Annotated in this window: 21 protein-coding genes; 11 read left to right on the top strand and 10 right to left on the bottom strand. The window is 55.3% G+C overall.

Features of this window, described 5'->3' with window-relative positions; all coding sequences use genetic code 11:
- Positions 1 to 57: 57 nt before the first annotated feature.
- On the bottom strand, positions 58 to 957 hold the full coding sequence (locus tag AAER43_RS03175; protein ID WP_050862281.1) for a LysR family transcriptional regulator: 900 nt from the start codon (positions 955 to 957) through the stop codon (positions 58 to 60).
- A 109-nt stretch (positions 958 to 1066) separates the two neighbouring features.
- On the opposite strand from AAER43_RS03175, the gene AAER43_RS03170 reads away from it, so the two are divergent.
- Entirely contained in the window at positions 1067 to 2068 is a 1002-nt protein-coding gene (locus tag AAER43_RS03170) for a zinc-binding alcohol dehydrogenase family protein (protein WP_050862280.1), read from the top strand.
- A gap of 53 nt (positions 2069 to 2121) precedes the next feature.
- Here AAER43_RS03170 and nadR read toward each other — a convergent pair whose 3' ends face one another.
- The 3 genes from nadR to serB form a co-directional block, all read right to left on the bottom strand.
- Complete coding sequence (gene nadR, locus AAER43_RS03165; RefSeq protein ID WP_006810194.1) at positions 2122 to 3354, bottom strand: multifunctional transcriptional regulator/nicotinamide-nucleotide adenylyltransferase/ribosylnicotinamide kinase NadR; 1233 nt, start codon at positions 3352 to 3354, stop codon at positions 2122 to 2124.
- Positions 3355 to 3389: 35 nt separating this feature from the next.
- Positions 3390 to 4775, bottom strand: a complete 1386-nt coding sequence (gene radA, locus AAER43_RS03160) for a DNA repair protein RadA (RefSeq protein ID WP_014882467.1) — start codon at positions 4773 to 4775, stop codon at positions 3390 to 3392.
- A 74-nt stretch (positions 4776 to 4849) separates the two neighbouring features.
- Positions 4850 to 5818, bottom strand: a complete 969-nt coding sequence (gene serB, locus AAER43_RS03155) for a phosphoserine phosphatase (RefSeq protein WP_008502066.1) — start codon at positions 5816 to 5818, stop codon at positions 4850 to 4852.
- 117 nt (positions 5819 to 5935) lie between these two features.
- Here serB and AAER43_RS03150 point away from each other — a divergent pair, with 117 nt between their 5' ends.
- From AAER43_RS03150 to AAER43_RS03115, 8 genes are all read left to right on the top strand, one after another.
- Positions 5936 to 6580 (top strand): YtjB family periplasmic protein, encoded by a 645-nt coding sequence (locus AAER43_RS03150; protein ID WP_014882466.1) that lies wholly within the window; start codon positions 5936 to 5938, stop codon positions 6578 to 6580.
- A gap of 39 nt (positions 6581 to 6619) precedes the next feature.
- A complete protein-coding gene (lplA, locus tag AAER43_RS03145) occupies positions 6620 to 7636 on the top strand; it encodes a lipoate--protein ligase LplA (RefSeq protein WP_050862279.1) in 1017 nt (338 codons plus the stop codon).
- Positions 7637 to 7870: 234 nt separating this feature from the next.
- Positions 7871 to 8581 (top strand): DUF1120 domain-containing protein, encoded by a 711-nt coding sequence (locus tag AAER43_RS03140; protein ID WP_050862278.1) that lies wholly within the window; start codon positions 7871 to 7873, stop codon positions 8579 to 8581.
- A 239-nt stretch (positions 8582 to 8820) separates the two neighbouring features.
- Positions 8821 to 9537, top strand: a complete 717-nt coding sequence (locus AAER43_RS03135) for a DUF1120 domain-containing protein (RefSeq protein ID WP_014882463.1) — start codon at positions 8821 to 8823, stop codon at positions 9535 to 9537.
- A 69-nt stretch (positions 9538 to 9606) separates the two neighbouring features.
- Positions 9607 to 10308, top strand: coding sequence for a fimbria/pilus chaperone family protein (locus tag AAER43_RS03130; RefSeq protein WP_050862277.1), 702 nt, complete (start codon positions 9607 to 9609; stop codon positions 10306 to 10308).
- 45 nt (positions 10309 to 10353) lie between these two features.
- On the top strand, positions 10354 to 12744 hold the full coding sequence (locus tag AAER43_RS03125) for a fimbrial biogenesis usher protein (RefSeq protein WP_050862276.1): 2391 nt from the start codon (positions 10354 to 10356) through the stop codon (positions 12742 to 12744).
- On the top strand, positions 12741 to 13298 hold the full coding sequence (locus tag AAER43_RS03120; protein ID WP_050862275.1) for a hypothetical protein: 558 nt from the start codon (positions 12741 to 12743) through the stop codon (positions 13296 to 13298). Before AAER43_RS03125 ends, AAER43_RS03120 begins: the two co-directional genes overlap by 4 nt.
- Positions 13299 to 13410: 112 nt before the next feature.
- Positions 13411 to 14115, top strand: a complete 705-nt coding sequence (locus tag AAER43_RS03115; protein ID WP_023332037.1) for a DUF1120 domain-containing protein — start codon at positions 13411 to 13413, stop codon at positions 14113 to 14115.
- A 42-nt stretch (positions 14116 to 14157) separates the two neighbouring features.
- On the opposite strand, the gene deoD is transcribed toward AAER43_RS03115, so the two are convergent.
- The 4 genes from deoD to deoC form a co-directional block, all read right to left on the bottom strand.
- A complete protein-coding gene (gene deoD / locus AAER43_RS03110; RefSeq protein ID WP_050862274.1) occupies positions 14158 to 14877 on the bottom strand; it encodes a purine-nucleoside phosphorylase in 720 nt (239 codons plus the stop codon).
- Positions 14878 to 14980: 103 nt separating this feature from the next.
- A complete protein-coding gene (gene deoB, locus AAER43_RS03105; protein ID WP_014882457.1) occupies positions 14981 to 16204 on the bottom strand; it encodes a phosphopentomutase in 1224 nt (407 codons plus the stop codon).
- Between the two features lie 53 nt (positions 16205 to 16257).
- Entirely contained in the window at positions 16258 to 17580 is a 1323-nt protein-coding gene (deoA, locus tag AAER43_RS03100) for a thymidine phosphorylase (RefSeq protein WP_023332036.1), read from the bottom strand.
- 109 nt (positions 17581 to 17689) lie between these two features.
- A complete protein-coding gene (gene deoC / locus AAER43_RS03095) occupies positions 17690 to 18469 on the bottom strand; it encodes a deoxyribose-phosphate aldolase (RefSeq protein ID WP_023310320.1) in 780 nt (259 codons plus the stop codon).
- A gap of 262 nt (positions 18470 to 18731) precedes the next feature.
- Between deoC and AAER43_RS03090 the strand changes: the two genes are divergently transcribed.
- Complete coding sequence (locus tag AAER43_RS03090; RefSeq protein WP_050862273.1) at positions 18732 to 20267, top strand: YjjI family glycine radical enzyme; 1536 nt, start codon at positions 18732 to 18734, stop codon at positions 20265 to 20267.
- The gene (locus AAER43_RS03085; RefSeq protein ID WP_014882453.1) at positions 20242 to 21102 is read left to right on the top strand and encodes a YjjW family glycine radical enzyme activase; all 861 of its coding nucleotides are present in this window, start codon (positions 20242 to 20244) and stop codon (positions 21100 to 21102) included. The genes AAER43_RS03090 and AAER43_RS03085 overlap by 26 nt, the downstream gene beginning before the upstream one ends.
- Here AAER43_RS03085 and AAER43_RS03080 read toward each other — a convergent pair.
- Positions 21097 to 21879: a TatD family hydrolase gene (locus AAER43_RS03080; protein WP_050862272.1), complete on the bottom strand. Its 783-nt coding sequence runs from the start codon at positions 21877 to 21879 to the stop codon at positions 21097 to 21099. The two genes, AAER43_RS03085 and AAER43_RS03080, sit on opposite strands and share 6 nt — an antisense overlap.
- Positions 21876 to 22928 (bottom strand): patatin family protein, encoded by a 1053-nt coding sequence (locus tag AAER43_RS03075; RefSeq protein WP_014882451.1) that lies wholly within the window; start codon positions 22926 to 22928, stop codon positions 21876 to 21878. The genes AAER43_RS03080 and AAER43_RS03075 overlap by 4 nt, the downstream gene beginning before the upstream one ends.
- Positions 22929 to 22994: the final 66 nt, after the last annotated feature.

Raw genomic sequence — 22994 nt, 5'->3', positions numbered from 1 at the left:
AGGGCATCAGGCCGCACAGTTCGTAGGCCGGGTAAGCGTCAGCGCCACCCGGCTTTTTTATTTGTCCACGTAATACCGCTTCACCTCGTCAAACTGTATCGCAAAGTCGATATAGCTCATCAGCGCAGGCGAGTTCAGCTTGCGGCTCGGATAAGCCAGCCACAAATCATTCCCCTCGACGTTCCACTCCGGCAGCACCTTTACCAGCGCCCCTGTCTCAATCTTATCTTCCAGAAGAAAGGCGGGTAATAACGTGATCCCGGCGCCAGCAATCGCACATTCACGGGCGTACACCAGGTTATCCGTCATGTGGGCGTTATCCGGCAGGTAGCGGTAATCCTCACTCTCGCTTCGCAGCAGCCACTCAGACCAGGCTTTGTGGGTAATGCAGCGGTGCTCCACCAGCAGGCGGGGATGGATTAACGGCTCCCGACGCGCCAGATAGTCGGGTGAAGCCAGCATATAGCGCGGACAATGTCCGATCATCCGGCCAATCAGGGAGGAGTCCTGCGGCTTACCGGTACGCAGCGCCACGTCAAAGCCGGACTCGACCAGATCCACCACATCATCAGAGATCGACACGTCCAGCGACACGTCAGGATAGCGAAGCTGGAATTCGGCATTCATATGCGCCAGCAGCGTCGCACCAATTCCCGCCGGGCAGGTGATGCGCAGCCGCCCGCTCGGGTTTTCGCGTAGCCGCTGAATGGCATACTCCGCCCGCTCGCTGGCCGCCAGCATTTCGCGACAGTGCACCAGATAATGCTCGCCTGCAAAAGTCAGGCTGATTCTGCGCGTCGTGCGGTTGAGCAGGCGTATTCCTACCTGCTGCTCCAGCTGGCTTATTCGCTGGCTGACGCTGGATTTTGGCAGTTCAGCCTTCTGTGCCGCAGCAGTAAAGCTACCCATCTCCGCCACCAGCGCAAACAGCGCCATATCCTGAAGCTGTTTAAACATGATTGTTCATCCTGTGAGAACACTTCGTTCTTGATTGTCCATCTTATCATGCAGCTGATCACTTAATAGACTAGCCTCAATAAAACGCATGCCATTGAGGAGTCCATCCATGTCAGTTAAAGCCATTGCCGTTAATCCTGCGAATCCCGGCACGTTCATTGAAATCGCCCCGCCGATGCCGCAGCCCGGCGAGCACGATCTGCTTGTCGAAGTGAAAGCCGTGTCTGTTAACCCGGTCGACACCAAGGTGCATGCAGGCATTGTCAAAAACGGGCTGAACGAGCCGCGCATTCTCGGGTGGGATGCCAGCGGTATCGTAACAGCCGTGGGCGCGGCCGTTACGGGATTTAAACCCGGTGACGAAGTGTGGTACGCGGGGGATATCACTCGTCCGGGCAGCAATACCACCCATCAGCTGATCGATGCGCGTATTGTCGGGCACAAACCTGCCAGCCTTGGCTGGGCGGCAGCAGCCGCATTGCCGTTGACCGCGCTGACCGCCTGGGAAGGGTTGTTCGAACGGCTGAACATTCAGGATGCGGACGCGGATAAAACGCTGTTGATTATTGGCGGCGCGGGCGGCGTGGGCTCGCTGGCGATCCCGTTTGCAAAGCACAACAGCAAGGTGAACATCATCGCGACAGCATCAAGAGAAGATTCCGCCCGGTGGTGCCGCGAGCGCGGTGCGGATCGGGTAGTGAACTACCGCGACCTGAAAGGTGAGCTGGCAAAACTGGGTATCACTTATGTGGATTACATTTTCATCCTCAATGACACCGACGGCCACTGGGATGCCGTCAGCGAACTGATCGCACCGCAGGGGCACATCTGCTCCATCGTTGAGAACGCGCATCCGCTGAACCAGGATAAGCTGAAATCGAAATCCGCCGCCATGCACTGGGAGTTTATGTACACCCGCAGCATGTACCAGACCGCTGATATGGCGCGTCAGGGCGAGATCTTAAACGAGGTTGCAAAGCTGGTGGACAACGGCGTGGTGGAAAGCTCGCTCAGCGAAACGCTTCACGGACTGAGCGTGGAAAGCATTACCGAGGCGCACCGCAAAGTGCTGGAGGGACATATGCGAGGGAAAGTGGTGGTTGCGTTCTGAGGGGTAATCGTTCCCTCTCCCCTTTGGGGAGAGGGTTAGGGTGAGGGGTAAGATTAACCCTGCTCCCCCATCATCTCCTTCACCAGCTCGACGCAGCGCAGGAAACGGGAGTCGTAGTCCGACTCTTCAACATGCACAAACTCAACGTTGTTTTCGTTGAGCATCTCCACCAGCATGGACTGGAACTCGCGCCTGTCTACGGAGCTGCCGAGACTGCGCATGCCATCAGCGACCCATGGCGTGTTGTTTTCCAGCAGGATCACCAGGTCAAAGCGGTATTCGTCAATCAGCGCCTGCACGAACGGGTGCTCGCGCCCTTCGTACTTTTTACAGAACGCCTGCGTGGTGACGAAATCGGTATCAATAAACGCCACTTTGTTGGCATATTTGACCGCAAAATCAATGTACTGGGCGTGGCCGAGCGCGATTTTATCGTAGTCGGAATACTGCAGCGCCATCTCGTCACCGCCGAGGTGCGAGAAAACGTAATCGCGGCCATACTCCCACGCACTGGTCGTGTTGAAGATATTCGCCAGCTTATTAACGAGAGTGGATTTTCCGCTCGACTCACCGCCCAGGATCGCAACGGTACGTACAAAGAAGGGCTTTACCTCGGTCGGGATATAATCCCAGTAGCGGAACGGGTTTTCGCGGATCTGCGCCCCGCTGATGTTCATGAAGGTCCGTTTCGGATCGATCAGCACCGTCTCGATGCCCAGATGCTCGCGGAACTGCGGCGCGTCGGACTCTTCAGAGGTGTAGATCCAGTTAGGCGCAATGCCCTTCTCTTCCATAAACGCTTTGATGCCGTTGCTCCACACATCCCAGCCGTGCGGATAGGGCTCCATGCCCTCTTCGTTAAAAGCATGAATGCGAATGTTCTTCTGGTACTTAAAGGTCTGGAGCAGCCAGCGCAGGCGGTCAGGCACCGTCGGCTGCTGCGACATGGCGCTGTCCTCGAACAACTGGCGGTCACGGGTTTCATCGTACCCCATAATGATGTGCAGCTCGTCCACCTGGCTACAGGCGCGCTGAATCAGGTAGATGTGACCAGTATGCAGCGGGTAAAACTTGCCAAACACCACGCCGATGTTCTTTTGCATACGGGGAAATTCAAGTCCCAGGAAACGGTGCAGCGCTTCGAGCTTCTGCGCGCTGGGGCTTTTGATTTTGGCGTTCAGCAGCTGGCTTAAATAGCCTTTGGTCATACCGCTGGCGTCCGCCACCTGCTGCAACGTGCAGCCTTTCTGGCGGATTGCGGTTTTGATGTAGTCAAATGATGACATAAATTACGGTGCCTCCTGCAAAATCGAATACGTAATTATAAGTCGTCAAAGACATTTAACGCATCTGCGAGTTTCTTAACGCCAAAAACCTGCATCCCTTCGGGGATTTTTTTCGGCACGTTAGCGGCGGGCACAATCGCGCGGCGGAAGCCGTGTTTTGCCGCTTCGGAGATACGCTCCTGGCCGCTCGGCACCGGTCGGATCTCTCCGGCCAGGCCAACCTCGCCAAACACCACCAGATCCTGCGGCAGCGGCCTGTCGCGCAGGCTGGAGACCATCGCCAGCAGCAACGCCAGGTCCGCGCTGGTTTCCGAGACCTTCACCCCGCCCACCACGTTCACGAAGACGTCCTGATCCGCCATCTGCAGACCACCGTGACGGTGCAGCACCGCCAGCAGGATCGCCAGACGGTTCTGTTCCAGACCCACCGCCACGCGACGCGGGTTGCCCATCATCGAGTGATCCACCAGCGCCTGGATTTCAACCAGCAGCGGGCGCGTTCCTTCCCACAGCACCATGACCGAACTGCCAGAGGTGACTTCGTCGCCACGGCTCAGGAAGATGGCCGACGGGTTGCTGACCTCACGCAGCCCCTGCTCCGTCATGGCAAAAACACCTAATTCATTCACCGCGCCGAAACGGTTTTTATGGCTGCGCAGGGTGCGGAAGCGGGAATCCGCGTCGCCGTCGAGCATCACCGAGCAGTCGATACAGTGTTCGAGCACTTTTGGCCCGGCCAGGGAACCGTCTTTCGTCACATGGCCGACCATCACAATCGCCACGCCGCGCGTTTTGGCGAAGCGTGTCAGGTAGGCCGCGGTTTCGCGCACCTGCGCCACGCTGCCCGGCGAGGACTGAATGTCCGCCATGTGCATCACCTGAATGGAGTCGATCACCATCAGCTTCGGCTGCTCTTCTTCGGCGATCATGCAGATCTGCTCAATACTGGTTTCCGACAGCATATTCAGGTTGCCGGTTGGCAGGCCCAGGCGGTGCGCACGCATCGCCACCTGCTGGAGTGATTCTTCCCCCGTGACGTACAGGGTTTTCATCTGCTCGGCGAGCTTGCAAAGCGTTTGCAGCAGCAGGGTCGATTTACCCGCCCCGGGGTTACCGCCGATCAGAATCGCACTGCCCGGCACCACGCCGCCGCCGAGCACGCGGTCAAACTCTTTAAACCCGGTGGAGAAGCGCGGTAACGCTTCCAGGCTGATGTCTGAAAGCTTTTGCACCTTCGACACGCCTGCATTGCCCGCATAGCCGCTCAGGCGTTCATTGCGGGCCACACTCGGCGAAGCCGCCACACCACGCACTTCGGTGATGGTGTTCCAGGCATGACAGGCGCTGCATTGCCCCTGCCAGCGCGGATAATCCGCACCACATTCATTACAGACAAATGCGCGTTTTGGAGCTTTCGCCACGGTGTACCTCGTTATTTCTGTGCGGACTACGTGCCGGGTAGCGCTTACGCTTACCCGGCCTACAAAGCAGACCGTTATTTCTGATTAAGGCTGCCAGAAAGGATGCAGAACACCCCCATCAGGTCAGCATGACGGATAGTCACTTCCGTCTTTTCGTTCACTTTTGGCTTGGCATGGTAGGCAATGCCAAGACCAGCAGCTTTGATCATCGGCAGGTCGTTCGCGCCGTCCCCGATGGCGACGGTCTGGACCACCGGGATTTCATATTTTTCGGCCAGACGGGTCAGGGTGTTAGCTTTGTACTGCGCATCCACGATGTCGCCAATCACCTGTCCGGTCAGCTTGCCGTCCATAATTTCCAGTTCGTTGGCCACCACGGTGGTCAAATGCAGTTTCTCGCGCAGATAATCCGCGAAGAAGGTGAAGCCACCGGAGGCAATCGCCACCTTCCAGCCAAGGGACTGCAGCTTCAGCACCAGTTGCGTCAGTCCTGGCATCAGCGGCAGCACATCACGCACCTGGCGCAGGATGTTAGCATCGGCCCCTTTCAGGGTCGCCACGCGCTGTCTCAGGCTGGCGGTGAAATCCAGCTCGCCGCGCATCGCACGTTCAGTGACTTCCGCCACCAGCTCACCGCTGCCGGCCAGTTTAGCAATCTCGTCAATACACTCGATCTGAATAGCGGTGGAGTCCATGTCCATGACCAGCAGACCCGGCGTTTTCAGGTGCGGAATTTTACCGAGCGGGGCAACGTCCAGCCCTGCGTCATGCGCCAGACGCGTAGCACGCTGCGTCAGAGAACCCGCCAGGCGGATAACCTGGTAATCTTCTACGCACCAGGCTGCGACGATGACCATTGCCGCACCCAGTTTGGTTTGATACTGGGTCAGGCGTTGCTTATCCAGGCCGCGTCCATACAGCAGCCAGCCGCTACGGCCAGCGTGGTAATCCAGAGGCATCACCTCATCGCCACTTAACGAGAGCGGCAATCCTGGCCATAAAGAGACATCCGTTGGCAGGTCACACCAGGTAATGTTCGGCATCAAAGCTCCTGTAATTTCGTTCGCGCCGGAAGGTTCCAGAGGGAAAATAACGCATGAGGCTACCCTGTAACCATCACTTCTGGCAACATTAAGCCCTAAATTTTCAGCAGGTGGAATATGGCTCGCGCAAAACTGAAATTCCGGCTTCATCGCGCCGTGATTGTCCTTTCCTGTCTCGCACTGTTAGTGGCATTGATGCAAGGGGCATCGTGGTTTAGCCAGAATCATCAACGGCAGCGTAACCCGCAGTTTGAAGAGCTGGCCCGCACGCTGGCGCGTCAGGTGACCCTTAACGTCGCCCCCTATATGCGCACCGAGACGCCGGACGATAAGCGCATCGGCCAGATCCTGCGTCAGCTTACGGAAAACAGCCGCATTCTCGATGCGGGCGTGTACGATGAAAAAGGCGACCTGATTGCCCGCGCCGGTGAGCACGTCGACGTGCGCGACAGGCTGGCGCTGGACGGCAAAAAAGCCGGAGGCTATTTCAACCAGCAGCTCGTCGAACCTGTTCAGGGAAAAAATGGCCCGCTGGGCTATCTGCGCCTGACGCTCGACACTCATACCCTGCCGACCGAAGCCAAGCAGGTGGATAACACCACCAATATTCTGCGCCTGATGTTATTACTCTCACTGGCGATTGGCGTGGTGCTGGCGCGCACGCTGCTGCAGGGTAAGCGCACCCGATGGCAACAGTCGCCGTTCCTGCTGACCGCCAGCAAGTCGGTTCCGGAAGACGAAGAGAGCGAGAAGAAAGAATAGTGATAAAGTAGGCGGAGGATATAGAAAAGGAACTCTGCCATGACGACGTTACGCCTGCTTATCTCTGACTCTTACGATCCCTGGTTTAATCTCGCGGTGGAAGAGTGCATCTTCCGCCAGATGCCCGCCACCCAGCGCGTACTGTTTCTCTGGCGCAATGCCGACACGGTGGTGATTGGCCGCGCGCAAAACCCGTGGAAAGAGTGCAATACCCGCCGCATGGAAGAGGACCATGTCCGCCTGGCGCGCCGCAGCAGCGGCGGTGGAGCCGTGTTTCACGATCTGGGCAACACTTGCTTTACCTTTATGGCAGGCAAGCCGGAATACGACAAAAGCATCTCTACGTCGATTGTGCTGAACGCGCTGAATGCGCTCGGCGTAACCGCAGAGGCATCAGGCCGGAACGATCTGGTCGTCAAGACCCCCGAGGGCGACCGGAAGGTCTCCGGCTCAGCCTATCGCGAAACAATCGATCGCGGTTTCCACCACGGCACTCTGCTGCTGAATGCCGATCTCAGCCGGCTGGCTCACTACCTCAATCCTGACAAGAAAAAGTTACAGGCTAAGGGCATTACCTCCGTACGCGGCCGCGTGGCGAATCTGGTGGAGCTTCTGCCGGGTATTACTCACGAGCAGATTTGCGACGCGATCCGTGAGGCCTTCTTTGCGCACTACGGCGAGCGTGTGGAGGCGGAAGTGATTTCGCCTGATAAAACGCCTGACCTGCCCAACTTCGCTGAAACCTTTGCCCGCCAGAGCAGCTGGGAGTGGAACTTCGGCCAGGCACCGGCGTTTTCACATCTGCTGGATGAACGTTTTACCTGGGGCGGCGTGGAGCTGCACTTTGACGTGGAGAAAGGTCATATTACCCGCACACAAATTTTTACGGATAGTCTTAACCCGGCACCGCTGGAAGCGTTGGCGTCACGCCTGCAGGGCTGTGTATACCGTCCCGATATGCTGCAACATGTGTGCGAAGGGTTGCTTGAACATTATCCGGAACAAGAGCGGGAACTTCGGGAATTGTCGGCGTGGATCGCTCAGGCGATAAAATAATTCTCGCCCCCGGTTAAGAAGAGAAAATAGCTTCCTCCGTTCTTATCCTGCCGGAATGTGTAAATACAACCGTGAATGTATTTACACATTTTAATAAAACTCAATTCAGAGATTAGAAATACTCATTACAGAAATAACAATAACCATTAATAGAATCCCTGCGCTTGCATTTCAGCAAGTTAATGACTTCACGGAAATTTATACATTTATTTTATTAATGGTTAAGGAATAACAATGAAAAAGCTTCTTCTCGCAACGCTGATTGCGATGACCTCTTCGGCTGCATTCGCCGAAGGCAGCATCGTCATGAAGGTTCAGGGCAAGATGAACCATGCATCCTGTACGCCGGAACTCAGTAACGGCGGATCGATTGATTTTGGCACAATCGCGCTGGACCAGCTTTCTCCAACCCAGACCAACCAGATGGGTCATAAAGATATGTCTCTGACGATCAATTGCCCGTCAGCGACTAAAGTGGCATGGAGTATTGCTGATAACAAAGAAGATTCCAATGCGGCGACCTACCTGAACTCCAGCGAGTTTTACATTCGTGACGCCACAGACAATGGTGGGGACGTTTACGGTTCAGGTACCACCTACGGCGTAGGTACCACCGCTGCTGGCGATAAAATTGGCGCCTATGCAATCAGTACCCGTATCAATGAGATCACCGCTAACGGTGTGCCTGCTCAGGCGATCTTTGCGCCAAACTTCCTCAACAGCAAAGGCGAATATATGTGGCGTAACCTGGCCACCGGTGTGATTGCCAACGGTAACGCCGAGATCATGACCGCTACCAGACCAGGTTATACCGCACCGCTGGCCATCACCAGCGTTGTCTACCCGTTCAAAGTCTCTCTGGCCATTGTTAACACTGACCGTCTGACCACCACTGAGGAAGCGCAGCTGAGCGGCGAAACCACCATCACTCTGGTTTATCTCTAACAGATAAAAACGCGTGACTCAACGGCGGATATTTCCGCCGTTTCTGCATAAAACATACGTTCAGAAATGTTTAATCGACATTATAAAATCTCAATACTGTCGTAAGAAAATCTAACTATTTAATGCGTTGATTCGTTAATAGAATCGGCCGCGACTCTTATGCCAGAAATTATCTTTTGGCAAGATTCATTTAAATTAAAAATATCCGAATTATCTCTTTCTATGGTTAAGGAATAACAATGAAAAAGTGCCTTCTCGCCACCGTTATGATGATGGCGGCGACAGCAGTTTATGCCGAACCTACTGCAATGTTAAAAGTTCACGGTACGCTGACCAGCGCAGGCTGCGTTCCTGAAATTAGCAACGGCGGCGTGGCCGATTTTGGCGAAGTGGGTCTGGACTCACTCTCCTCCGGTGTGGCTTATCAGGCTGGGCATAAAGATGTCACTCTGACCATCACATGCCAGTCTGCAACCCGCGTCGGCTGGACAATCAAAGATGACCGCAAAGACTCAAACGCGGGCGCACATAAAACGTCAAGCGAGTTCCATGTGGATAACGCTACCGCAAGCGGCGCACAGGCATACGGCGATTACCAGCTCAACGGTGTCGGAAAAACCAGCGCTGGCGAAAGTATCGGTGCCTATTCAGTTTCAACTTACATGAATGCGGTCACTGCTGACGGTGCAACCGTTCAGCCTATCGCCGCAGCGATGTATACCGGCGGTACCATCAGCAGCAGAAGCTGGATCAACCTGTGGGCCACCGGCATCCTCACTAACGATGGTACCGACGTCATGACCGTTGCCAAAACCGGCGAACGCGCTCCGCTGGCCTTCACGACGGCGGCTTTCCCTCTGAAGATCGCGCTGGCGATTGCGCCAAGCAAAAATCTGACCCTGACTGACAGGACCGACCTGGACGGTCAGTCCACAATCACGCTGGTTTATCTGTAACCCGCATTCACGACGCTAAACTCCCCGCTCAGGCGGGGAGTTTTAACCCATTGTTCAATATCAATATTCATGGAAAGAATTGTGAAAATTTCTCCTTTGGTCTGCGCTCTTTTTCTCACCCTTCCAGCGACACTCTATGCTGCAGGCATGGTGCCAGAAACCACACTGCTGATGATTGATGAAGCCAACCACGGCGGTGTCATGAGTGTGAAAAACACGGACTCCATCCCCACCCTGCTTTATACCTCCATTAACGACATTGAGGGGGAGAATGGGGTCAAGCTCAACGTCACTCAGCCGGTTGTACGCCTTGAGCCAGGCCAGGAACAGCAGGTGCGCTTTATTCTTGAAACCAAAGAACCGCTGACCGTTGAACATTATAAACGCGTGATCTTTGAAGGCATTCCGCCTAAAACCAAAGATAAAAACGTTAAAGTCGGTATCAATCTTCGTCAGGATTTACCGGTGTTGATCCATCCTAAAAATCTTCCTGTTGTCACGGATGCATGGAAATTACTGACCTGGTCCGTCCAAGAGAAAGAGGTTCAGGTCCGTAATACCTCGCCGTACGTTGTACGTTTTTCCACATCAGTGACGCTACTGCCTTCCCACACCGAGGGAGTGGTTAATAAAACCTTTATCCTGCCGGGTGAGACCATGAAGGTGCAGACAAATACCCCGATCGGTAGCGGCGATAATGCCGTCGAGTTCAACCCTGCCAGTCGCTACGGGATTGAAGTGGACAAGTACACTGCCGCGCTTACACGCTGATATCACAGGGAATTTTTAGTGATACCGCGCGCTTTGCAAAACACGATGCGTCGAACAGCAGTGGCGGTCGCTTTTCTGCCGTCGTCGGCGCTGCATGCATCCGATCTGGATTTCAATACCGATATACTGGCCTCGCGGGGAATCAGTACTAATCTCGCCCATTACTTCTCTGATGCACAACGCTACCTGCCCGGCCAGCATGCCGTGCAGGTCAAAATTAACGGCGTTGAGAAGGGGAGCCTGGCCATTCGGGTTGGAGAAGAGGGGCAGCTTTGCATTGATGATGACTTCACCCGTGCAGCTGGCCTACTGCCATTGAATATCAGCGAAAAAGAGAAATGTCATAACCTGCTGAAAGATTACCCTTCCGCGACGGTAACGCTTCTACCGAATACCGAATCACTGGAGATTTTCGTTCCCGCAGAGGCAATGGACACTGGATTTTATGCCGCGAAATATTACTCGCACGGCGGTGTTGCGGGCTTAATCAACTATAGCGCCTTCAGTAACATTAACGAGTACGGCTCGGGCGGGAGCAGCCGTTATGCCCAGGGAAATTTGGGGGCAGGCATTAACCTTGCGAACTGGACGCTGCGCAGCAATTTCATTTTGACGGATGACAACGGGACTCGCAGCACAGAGAACCTGTACACCTACGCTGAACACGTTTTTGAAGAGCGGAAAATGCGGGCGCAGGTTGGGCAGATCAACGTCAATTCGGCCCTGTTTAGCGGCGCGCAAATCACCGGCGTGCAGCTGATGCCTGAAACCGGCCTTCAGCCTAATATCCAGGCCACTGAGGTGTCGGGAATTGCCCGGACGAATCAGGCCCGCGTAGAGGTTCGCCAGTCGGGACAGCTGATCTACTCTTCCCTGGTCAACGCAGGCCCTTTCTCCCTGACGGACGTGCCCCTGGTGCGCGGAAATGTCGATCTTGACGTCAGCGTGGTGGAAACGGACGGTTCGACAACCCAATTTACCGTTCCCTCTTCCGCCCTCAATATACAGGGAAGTAACCGTGCCGAAGGGTTAAACCTCTCTCTCGGACGGGTTCGCGACAGCGGGGATGAGTCAAGTACGCCCTGGGTATTTACGCTCTCTGACGGAACGATGCTGAACACGCGCATGTCCGCCGTAGCCGCCGGCGTACTGGCAGAAAAATATCAGGCTACCGGTGCCAAACTCGACGTTTCCATCAACGAAAACTGGGCGATCTCACCGAGCTTTTTACTGAGCCAGTCCCACTTTTACGATCGACTGAAAGGCAGCAAGGCTGAACTTAGCAGCAATATCTTACTGCCCGCCCAGCTGACGATGGGGGTAAGCGCGTCCCAGTTCAGTGGCGGCTTCCGCGAACTCACGGAAGCCATGGATGAAGAGGCGCAGACCTACGAAAATAACTGGAACGCCAGCCTCACCTGGAACAATGAGTACATTGGCGCGATCTCAATGCAATACAGCGTGAATTCCGGTGATGAAAACAGCGGTGATTCACGCTATCTGATGGCTTCCTGGAGTAAAAGTCTCGGGCGTACCTCGCTGTCCGTAAACTGGCAGCATGCCATGAGCAATAGTGATACCCAGAACCAGAGCAGCACCAGCCGCGATGACGATCTCTTTTATGTCAGCCTGATCGTTCCTTTTGGCGAGGATCGCGTCAGTACCTACATGCGCGCTCAGGGGGAAAAACAAAATTATGGCGTTCAGGAAAGCGGCTCTATCGGTCAAAACCTTAACTACAACGTCTCCGCAGACCGCGATAACCAGGATAAGAGTAACGCCTTCAACGGCAATATCACCACCAACCTTCACTATACGCAGCTCGGTTTATCCGCTGGCCTGAATGACGGCAATCAGCATAACTACAGCGCATCCTTAAACGGTGGCGTAGCGCTGCATCGTCATGGCATAACGTTTTCGCCCTATCCGGTAAAAGAGACATTCGGCATCGCCCGGTTAAGCGAACCGGAAAGCGGTATTGAAATCACCACCCCCGATGGAACCGTCTGGACAGATCGCTGGGGACAGGCCGTGGTTCCCGGACTTCGGGAATGGCAAAAATCGCAAATTGTGATTAATGCCAGCTCGTTACCTCAGGGAATGGATTTATCAAACGGTATTCAGACCGTCTCCGCCGCGTATGGCTCTTTTGCGCTGATCGATTTTAACGTACTGAATACGCGTCGCGTCATGCTGGACGTCAAGCGAGTCAACGGGTCATGGCTGGAAAAAGGGCTGAGCGTGGTGGATCAGGACGGTAACTATATTGTCAGCGTAATGGATAACGGCAGCGTATTTATTCCCGATGCGTCGGATACGCCTGCGCTTTATGTGGTGGACGACAATTTAACCAAACTCTGCCAGATCGCTTACACCCTGAAAGACGAAAAAGATAAAGACGCCTATTACGAAAAAGCAGAAGGAGTTTGCCAGTGAAAATAGTTAACGCAGTGCTCATCGGTGCAGCATCACTTTTTTCGTCTTATGTCGTGGCCGAAGCGTGTCAAATTACGCTGTCGCAACCGAACGTCTCCTTTGGCAGATTCAAACAGGACGACATTATCACCTCGCGTAAAAACTGGAACCGCATGCCGGGCAAAGAGGTCACCGCCACGGTTTTTTGCCCGCAGCCAAGGGTGATGGCGCTTTTTCTGCAATCCACGTCCGGCAGCAACGGGGGCGTTCTGTTTGGTCAGAAGAGCCGACTGGTGCTGGTTGCCAGCAATATTCTGGTCGATGGTCATCACTATAATCTGGTCAGAACCTCTGACCGGGTCTCGTTCACCTCTGCGGAAACCCCCAAGGAAAAAGTCTTTCTGAGGAATAATGACGGCATCCTTGCATATCAAAATGGCCTGCCGGTACGTGGCAAACAAATGAGTGTGACGATAAAAATTATACCTGTCATTAATGACGATCAGCTGCGCGGCATTTCCGATAATACCGAGCTGGAAAGCGCACTCGCCTGGGAGCTATTAACGACAGAGTAACGCATTCACCGCCGAATAGATTATTCGGGTGAAGAGAAAAGAAGAAAAATAAAGGCAAAACACGTGGATTCGTCCATTTATTTTAACGATATATCTATGTTAAGGAATAACCATGAAAAAGAGTCTCCTTGCCGCTGCGCTGGCGCTGACAGCGACCTGTGCTCATGCGGGAGATACGGCAGTGCTGAAAGTGAAAGCCTCACTGACCAGCAACTCCTGTACGCCGGAACTCAGCAACGATGGCGTGATTGACTTCGGTACCGTTCAGGTTGGCGATCTCTCGCAAACCCAGACCACGCAGTTAGGTGAAAAGGGTCTGACGCTGACTATCACCTGCCCTACCCCTACCAAAGTGGGCTGGAGTATTGCCGACAACCGTACGGATTCGAACGCCAGCACCGGAACCGACTCAAACCTGAAGGTGCAGAACGCCACGTCAAACGGCGGCGAACTGCGCGGCAGCATGACGACCTTTGGCCTTGGCAAAACGCACGATGGCAAGAATATCGGTGCCTATTCCATCTATACCAGCACGGGTGAAGTGACGGCAAACGGGGCGACGGTTGAACCGATTCGTACGGCAGTCACTGCTGGTGTGGGCATGAGTCGCTGGCAAAAAGCCAATGGTGGCACTATCGCCAATAAGGATCTGGGCTTGATGAGCGTCGCCTCTGCGGGCAAAACGGCCCCGATGGCGGTGACCAGCGTCTCTTTCCCGCTGAACATTTCGCTGGCAGTGGAAAACCTGAAGAAACTGTCTCTGACAGAAGATACCGAGTTTGATGGTCAGGCCACCATCAGCGTGGTGTACCTGTAAGTCACAGAAACCGGGCGGCTTTCGCCGCCCGGCAGCACAACATTACTCTTTATCGCCCAGCAGAACGGATTCCAGCGCGATTTTGATCATGTCGTTGAAGGTGGTCTGACGTTCAGCAGCGGTCGTCTGCTCGTGGGTACGGATGTGGTCAGAGACGGTGCAGATGGTGAGTGCTTTCGCACCGAATTCTGCCGCTACGCCGTAGATACCCGCCGCTTCCATCTCCACGCCGAGGATGCCGTACTTCTCCATCACGTCGAACATTTCACCGTCCGGGGAGTAGAACAGATCGGCAGAGAAGAGGTTGCCTACGCGCGCATCAACGCCCAGCGCTTTGGCCGCGTCCACCGCGTTACACACCATGTCGAAGTCAGCAATCGCCGCGAAGTCATGATCCTTAAAGCGAATACGGTTCACTTTAGAATCTGTGCATGCGCCCATGCCGATAACCACATCACGCAGCTTAACATCCATGCGCACCGCACCGCAGGATCCCACGCGGATGATTTTCTTCACGCCGAAATCAGTGATCAGCTCTTTGGTGTAGATAGAGCAGGATGGGATACCCATACCGTGGCCCATCACAGAGATTTTGCGGCCTTTATAGGTACCGGTGAAACCCAGCATGCCGCGCACGTTGTTCACTTCACGCACGTCTTCGAGGAAAGTTTCTGCAATGTGCTTCGCACGCAGCGGGTCGCCCGGCATCAATACGACGTCAGCGAAATCACCCATTTCTGCGTTAATGTGAGGAGTTGCCATCTTCAGTTCCTTTTACATTGTTGTTTTTGCCGGGTGGCGGCTACGCCTTACCCGGCCTACAAAACCGTAGGCCCGGTAAGCGAAGCGCCACCGGGCAATGACCTCAGAACATAGCCTTGCCATATTCCATGTCGGACGTACCAAAGTACTTCGCGAGGGTCTGGCCGATGTCTGCGAAGGTTTCACGGTGTCCCAGTGAACCTGGTTTGACTTTCGGTCCGTACACCAGCACCGGAATGTGCTCACGGGTGTGGTCGGTACCGGTCCAGGTTGGGTCACAGCCGTGGTCGGCGGTCAGGATCAGAATGTCATCTTCACCCACCAGCTCCATCAGCTCTGGCAGACGGCGGTCGAACAGTTCCAGACCGGCAGCATAGCCCGCGACGTCACGACGGTGCCCCCAGGAAGAGTCGAAGTCCACGAAGTTGGTGAAGACAATGGTCTTATCGCCCGCTTCTTTCATCTCTTTGATGGTGGCATCGAACAGCGCATCCAGACCGGTGGCTTTCACTTTTTTGGTGATGCCGCAGTTAGCGTAGATGTCTGCGATTTTACCCACGGACACCACGTGACCGTCTTTCTCGTCGACCAGTTTCTGCAGCACGGTAGGGGCCGGTGGCTCAACGGCCAGGTCGTGACGGTTACCGGTACGCTGGAAGTTACCTGCTTTATCGCCGATAAACGGACGGGCGATAACGCGACCAATGTTGTAGCCGCCTTCGGTCAGCTCTTCACGGGCGATTTCACACAGCTCGTAGAGTTTATCCAGGCCAAACGTCTCTTCGTGGCAGGCAATCTGGAAAACGGAGTCAGCGGAGGTGTAGAAAATCGGCTTGCCGGTTTTCATGTGCTCTTCGCCAAGCTGGTCCAGAATCACGGTGCCGGAAGAGTGGCAGTTACCGAGGTAGCCCGGCAGGTTGGCACGCTTCACCAGCTTATCGAGCAGCTCCTGCGGGAAGCTGTTCTCGTGATCGGAGAAATAACCCCAGTCGAAGAGGACCGGCACACCGGCGATTTCCCAGTGGCCAGACGGGGTATCTTTACCGGAAGAGAGCTCGTGAGCCCAGGCGTAGGCGCCCACCACTTCCGCGTTGCCGTCCATACCGGCTGCGATTTTACCGGTAGAACCTTCATGCGCTTTCACCAGACCGAGGCGGGTCAGGTTTGGCAAGGTCAGAGGGCCTTTACGACCGTTGTCCGCTTCGCCTTTCGCACAGGCTTCCGCGATGTGACCCATGGTATCGGAACCCACGTCACCAAAACGTTCTGCATCTTCGGTTGCGCCGATGCCGAATGAGTCCAGCACCATAATAAATGCACGTTTCATAATTGTTCTCCGTACGTAGTGCTTCATAAAAATTCGATCAGATCAGTATACCGCTATTCGGTGATACGGCGATAGACCGAAGGTGAGCTTTCTGGTGCTTTATCAGCAAGCGTAATGGCCGCTTTCACCGCCTTCGCCGCGTCCTGCCAGCTGGCTTCATCTTTGGCGTGGATCACCGCCAGCGGACGTTGGCCATCAACGCTGTCGCCCAGACGGGCCATATCGGTAAAGCCGACGCTGTAATCAATGGTGTCTGACGCCTGACGACGACCGCCGCCCATCGAGACCACCGCCATACCCAGCGCACGGGTGTCCATTGCTGAGACAAAGCCCTCGCTGTCGGCATATACGGCTTTGCTGAGCGTCGCGGTTGGCAGGTATTTGGCGTAATTCTCAACGAAGTCGGTCGGGCCTTTTTGTGCGGCGACCATACGGCCAAAGATCTCTGCCGCTTTGCCGTTGTCCAGCACGGCCTGCAGTTTCGCGCGGGCTTCCGCCTCGTCTTTCGCCAGCTTGCCGGAGATCAGCATCTCTACACACAGCGCCATGGTCACGTCGAACAGGCGCGGGTTGCGGTATTCCCCCGTCAGGAACTGGACGGCTTCACGCACTTCGACCGCATTACCGGCGCTGGAGGCCAGTACCTGGTTCATGTCAGTGAGCAGCGCGGTGGTGCGCACGCCTGCGCCGTTGGAGACGCCAACGATCGCTTCGGCGAGCTGGGCAGAAAGCTCATAGGTCGGCATAAAGGCACCGCTGCCCACCTTCACGTCCATCACCAGCGCGTCCAGCCCTTCTGCCAGCTTTTTCGCCAGAATAGAGGCGGTGATCAACGGAATGGAGTCAACGGTGGCGGTGATGTCGCGGGTCGCGTAGAAACGCTTGTCTGCCGGGGCAAGAGAGCTGGTCTGGCCGATAATTGCCACACCCACGTCTTTAATAATGTCGCGGAAGCGGTTGTCATCCGGGAAGATATCGAAGCCCGGAATGGCTTCCAGTTTGTCGAGCGTACCGCCGGTGTGGCCCAGACCGCGCCCGGAAATCATCGGGATGTAACCGCCACAGGCGGCCACCATAGGGCCCAGCATCAGGGAGGTCACGTCACCCACACCGCCGGTGGAGTGTTTGTCCACAATCGGGCCGTTAAGGTTAAGGCTTTTCCAGTCCAGAACGGTTCCTGAATCTCGCATCGCCATGGTCAGCGACACGCGCTCGGGCATCGACATATCGTGGAAGAAAATGGTCATCGCCAGAGCCGCAATCTGCCCTTCAGAGACGGTGTTATCACGAATGCCATTGATAAAGAAGCGGATCTCTTCGTCGCTTAATGCATGTCCATCACGTTTTTTACGAATAATTTCTTGTGCGAGAAACACGGTAACCTCCATGCGGAATCGGGGGAATTGTGGCGGGTGGCGCTACGCTTACCCGCCCTACGACCCTGTAGGCCGGATAAGCAAAGCGTCATCCGGCATTGTCTGGCAATCAGTAGCTGCTTGCGCTCTTACCGTCGCCATGACCCAGCGCTTTCAGCAGGCTTGCCAGCAGGCTGGACGCACCGAAGCGGTAGTGACGGGAATCGGCCCAGTCGGCGCCGAACAGCTCGTCGGCAATCGCCAGGAACTGCTGCGCGTCTTCGGCAGTACGCACGCCGCCCGCAGGTTTGAAACCAACGGTTTTGGACACGCCCATATCGCGAATGACTTCCATCATGATGCGCGCGCTTTCCGGGGTCGCATTCACCGGTACTTTACCGGTAGAGGTTTTAATGAAATCCGCACCGGCTTTGATGGAGATTTCAGACGCTTTACGAATAAGCGCTTCTTCTTTCAGCTCGCCGGTTTCGATGATCACTTTCAGCAGTACGTTTGCCGCCGCGCACGCGTCTTTACAGGCTTTCACCAGGTCGAAGCCAACCTGCTCGTTACCGGCGATCAGCGCGCGGTACGGGAATACCACGTCAACTTCGTCTGCACCGTAAGCAATGGCCGCGCGGGTTTCTGCCAGCGCAATCTCGATATCGTCGTTGCCGTGCGGGAAGTTAGTTACGGTTGCAATGCGCACATCCGGCGTGCCCTGCTCTTTCAGCGTTTTGCGGGCAATCGGAATAAAGCGCGGGTAGATACAGATGGCTGCGGTGTTACCCACTGGCGTTTTCGCCTGATGGCACAGGGCGATGACTTTCTCATTGGTGTCGTCATCGTTCAGGGTAGTCAGGTCCATCAGTTTCAACGCGCGCAGGCTGCTTGCAGTTAAATCGGTCATAACATTCTCCAACGGCAGTGCCGTATCAATTTTACCTTGCGGGTCTGTGAGTATTTTAACATCCACCCGCATCCACACTTCGACATTCATCACAGTTAATGAAAACTGCGTACAAATTTGCATTACTGTAATGAGATCTTCTTCAAACTTTAGCGCACTTATTGCTGACTAAAGCCGCGATACCCCCTGTGGGATCAAAAGCCCCAACAGGCTGGCTTTCTACAATTCGTTCATCATCAGCAGAACACTCAAGGAAGCGAACATGCCAGATACCCTGCAACAACGTTGCCAGCACATTGTGACAAGTCCGGTGTTAACCCCGGAACAAAAACGTCATTTTCTGGCGCTGGAAGCGGAAAACAATCTGCCTTATCCGGCACTTCCTGAAGCCGCCCGCGCCGCGCTGGACGAGGGATTTATCTGCGACATGTTCGAAGGCCATGCGCCTTACAAACCGCGCTACGTCCTGCCGGATTATGAAAAATTCCTGGCTAACGGTTCTGAATGGCTGGAGCTGGAAGGGGCAAAGGATCTGGATGATGCCCTCTCGCTATTAACCATTCTCTACCATCATGTTCCTTCAGTGACATCTATGCCGGTCTATCTGGGGCAGCTTGATGCGATACTGAATCCATATGTTAGAATTCTAACACAAGAAGAAATCGATAGCCGAATAAAACGTTTCTGGCGCTATCTCGACAGAACGCTCCCTGATGCGTTTATGCACGCAAACATCGGGCCCGCTGACGGCCCCATCATCCGCGCCATTCTACGTGCAGATGCAGAGCTTAAGCAGGTCGCGCCGAATCTGACCTTTATTTACGATCCTGAAATCACCCCGGACGATTTGCTGCTTGAGGTGGCAAAAAACATTTGCGAATGCAGTAAACCGCATATTTCAAACGGCCCCGTGAATGATAAAATTTTCACAAAAGGCCGTTTTGGCGTGGTGAGCTGTTACAACTCCCTGCCGCTGGCTGGCGGTGGCAGCACCCTGGTGCGCCTTAACCTCAAAGCCATTGCAGAGCACAGCACCTCCGTTGACGACTTCTTCAACCGTACGCTTCCGCACTACTGTCAGCAGCAAATCGCCATCATTGATGCCCGCTGTGATTTTCTCTATCAACAATCAGGCTTCTTTGAGAATAGCTTCCTGATAAAAGAGGGGCTGATTGATGCCGGGCGTTTTGTGCCGATGTTTGGCATGTACGGCCTGGCGGAAGCGGTAAACACGCTCTGTGAGAAGGACGGAATCAACGGTCGCTATGGCAAAGACGAGCAGGCTAACGCGCTGGGCTATCGCATCAGCGAACAGCTTGCGGCGTTTGTAGAAAACACGCCGGTGAAGCACGGCTGGAAACAGCGCGCCATGCTCCATGCGCAGTCGGGCATCAGCTCTGATTCAGGCACCACGCCAGGCGCGCGTCTGCCTTATGGTGACGAACCGGATCCCATCAGCCATCTGCTGGCCGTTGCGCCACACCACAGACATTATCACTCCGGTATCAGCGATATTTTAACGCTGGATGAGACGGTAAAACGCAACCCACAGGCGATAGTGCAGCTTTGCCTGGGCGCGTTCAGGGCCGGTATGCGGGAGTTCACCGCCAACGTTGCGGGTAACGATCTGGTCCGCGTGACGGGCTACATGGTGCGCCTGTCGGACCTGGAAAAATTCCGCGAAGCCGGTTCGCGCACCAATACGACCTGGCTTGGCGAAGAAGCCGCACGCAATACCCGCATCCTGGAACGTCAGCCGCGCGTGATAAGCCATGAACAACAGATGCGCTTTAGTTAGTCAGGTCATTCCTTTTTCCTGCGTGGACGGGCCGGGCAGTCGTCTGGCCCTGTTCCTGCAGGGCTGCAACCTGCGCTGTAAAACCTGCCACAACCCATGGACCATCGGGCGCTGCAACGACTGCGGCGACTGCGTGCCCCACTGCCCTCATGATGCACTCAACATTCAGGCCGGACGCGTATGGTGGCAGGAGAGTCATTGCCAGCAGTGTGATACCTGCCTTCATCTTTGCCCGCAGCAGTCCACGCCCATGGCGCACCGCCTGAGCGTGGAGGAGATCCTCACGCAGATCCGAAAAGCTGCCCCCTTTATTGAGGGCGTTACCGTGAGCGGCGGCGAGGCCACAACACAGCTGCCATTTTTAATCGCCCTTTTTAGCGCAATCAAAACCGATCCTGAACTGCAGCATTTAACCTGCCTGGTGGACAGCAACGGGCTGCTAAGCGAAACCGGCTGGGAGAAACTGCTGCCGGTACTGGATGGGGCGATGCTGGATCTCAAGGCATGGGGAAACGCGCATCACCGTTTCCTGACCGGGCGCGAAAACCCGCTGATTAAACAGAGCATTCGCTGGCTTGCCGATCGCCACCGTTTGACGGAACTGCGCTTGCTGGTTATCCCGGAGCAGTGCGATTATCTGGAACATCTTAAGCCGCTGACCACGTTTATCCGCGGGCTTGGGAATGTTCCGGTGCGTATTAACGCGTTTCATGCGCATGGGGTTTACGGTGAGGCGGCGTCATGGCGCAGCGCCACGCCGGAGGACATTGAACCGCTGGCGCAGGCACTGGAAAAACAGAAGATAACGGTGATTCGTCCAGCGCTTTACCTATAGCGTGATGCCAAATACCGCACGCGTATTTTCCAGTAACGCAGCGGCAATCACCTCTTCAGGCTCCGTTCGCAGCTCACACAGGGAGGTAAACACGCGCGCAGCCTGCTCCGGACGATTCGGCTGGCCCTGAAAACCACTCAGCGGCATATCCGGGGCATCCGTTTCCAGTAGCAGCGCAGAGAGTGGCAACTGTGCCATCACATCGCGGGTTTTACTGGCACGCGGATAGGTAATGGTGCCCCCCACGCCAATTTTATAGCCCAGCTCGATAAAACGCTGCGCCTGCTGCAGGCTGCCGGAAAAACCGTGCACCACGCCGCTACGCGGTAGATCGATGCGTTTCAGGTGCATCGCCAGCTTATCGTGCGTGCGTCTTGAATGGAGGATCACCGGCAGGTCGTGACGCTTAGCCAGCCGAAGCTGCGCGTCGAGGATCGTCTGCTGGCGTTCAAACTGCGGATCCTCACGATAGAGATCGAGCCCGATCTCGCCGATAGCGACAAGTTTGTCTCCTGCGGTCTGCAGGGCTTCATCAAGTGCCTCAATATGCTCATCAAGGTGGCGCTCAATCACTATCGGATGCAGGCCGAGCGCAGCATAGAGAGCGGGGTAACGCGTGGAGAGCGTCAGCACACGCGAAAAATCAGCCGCTTCTACCGACGGTACAACGATCGCCTGAACGCCTGCCTCAGCGGCTTTCGCAATACTTTGCGCCTCATTTCCCGTAAACGGCGGAAAATCAAAGTGGCAGTGGGTATCAACAAAGCGGTGCGTCACGCCAGATCCTCGTTATCTAATAAAGCGTCATTCGCCTGTGGAATGTCCACCAGCGGCATCGTCAGGGCGTCGTTGGCGACAATTGCAGGGGGCGTAATGATGGGTTTGTGCCGATGCAGAGGCGGTTGCTCCGCCAGCATCTTACCGACCGTCGCCAGGAAGTAGCGTCCGCACAGCCGCCCCGTTTTGTAGTCCATGCGCAGCGCAGGGACGCGGCTGCCCAGCGCCATGCTGAGCAACGGTTTAGGGGGATAGATTTCGAAAATTCGCAGCTTACCCGGCGGTTTTTCAATGAAACGCTGCATCGCGCCGTAGGTGGTTTCATGCTGCTTCGCGATGTTCACCAGCGGTTGCAGGCTGCTGTCACCCAACCAGCGCTCCATCCGCTTAAACCACTGCGGTGTATAGTACATTTGCGACGGCACGGTACGGATCACCACGATCGTTTTCGCACCGCGACGGGCGGCTTCCTGCACCGGTACCGCGTCACTGATCCCGCCGTCCAGATAGCTGATGCCGTCCAGCAGGGCGCCGGTACGATAAAAACCGGGAATGGCGCTGGAGGCGCGGATGATGTCCAGCCAGTTCTCCTTCTGCGGAGAGAAATAGCCCGGGGAATAGTCATCCCCCCGACTGGCGCACATCCAAAACTCTTTTCCGCTATCAAACAGACGGGCCGCCGTGTCCATTGCCAGCGGCATCTGGCTGGAGGTCGACTCCAGCAGCCAGTCGAGATCGATCAGGTTGCCGCCGCGCACAAAGCGCACCGGGTTAAAAAATTCTTTCGCCGTGGTGTAGCGCATAATCACTTTTCGCGCGTAGCCAGGCTGGTTGCAGACATAGGCAGAGAGATTCTGCGCCCCGGCAGACGTGCCAAAGTAGAGATCAAACGGGTTGAACTGCGCGCGCATAAACTCATCCAGCACGCCAGCGGTGAAAATGCCGCGCTGCCCACCGCCCTCACAGACCAGTGCGAGTTGACCCGCGCGAAACGGTTTTAACGTCAGCGGCGCAATATTGCCGAGCGTAACGGGAATTCGTTGCCCCACCTCTGCTTTCCTGTTTTGATTATTTTATAACACCACAGTAACGCACCCGACCTGTAACGCAAATAA

Origin of the sequence: Enterobacter sp. FUJ80071, assembly GCF_038739915.1 — a bacterium.
Lineage (GTDB): Bacteria > Pseudomonadota > Gammaproteobacteria > Enterobacterales > Enterobacteriaceae > Enterobacter > Enterobacter kobei.
Note: the sequence above shows the minus strand (reverse complement) of the source record. Positions and strands in the feature narration are given on the sequence as shown.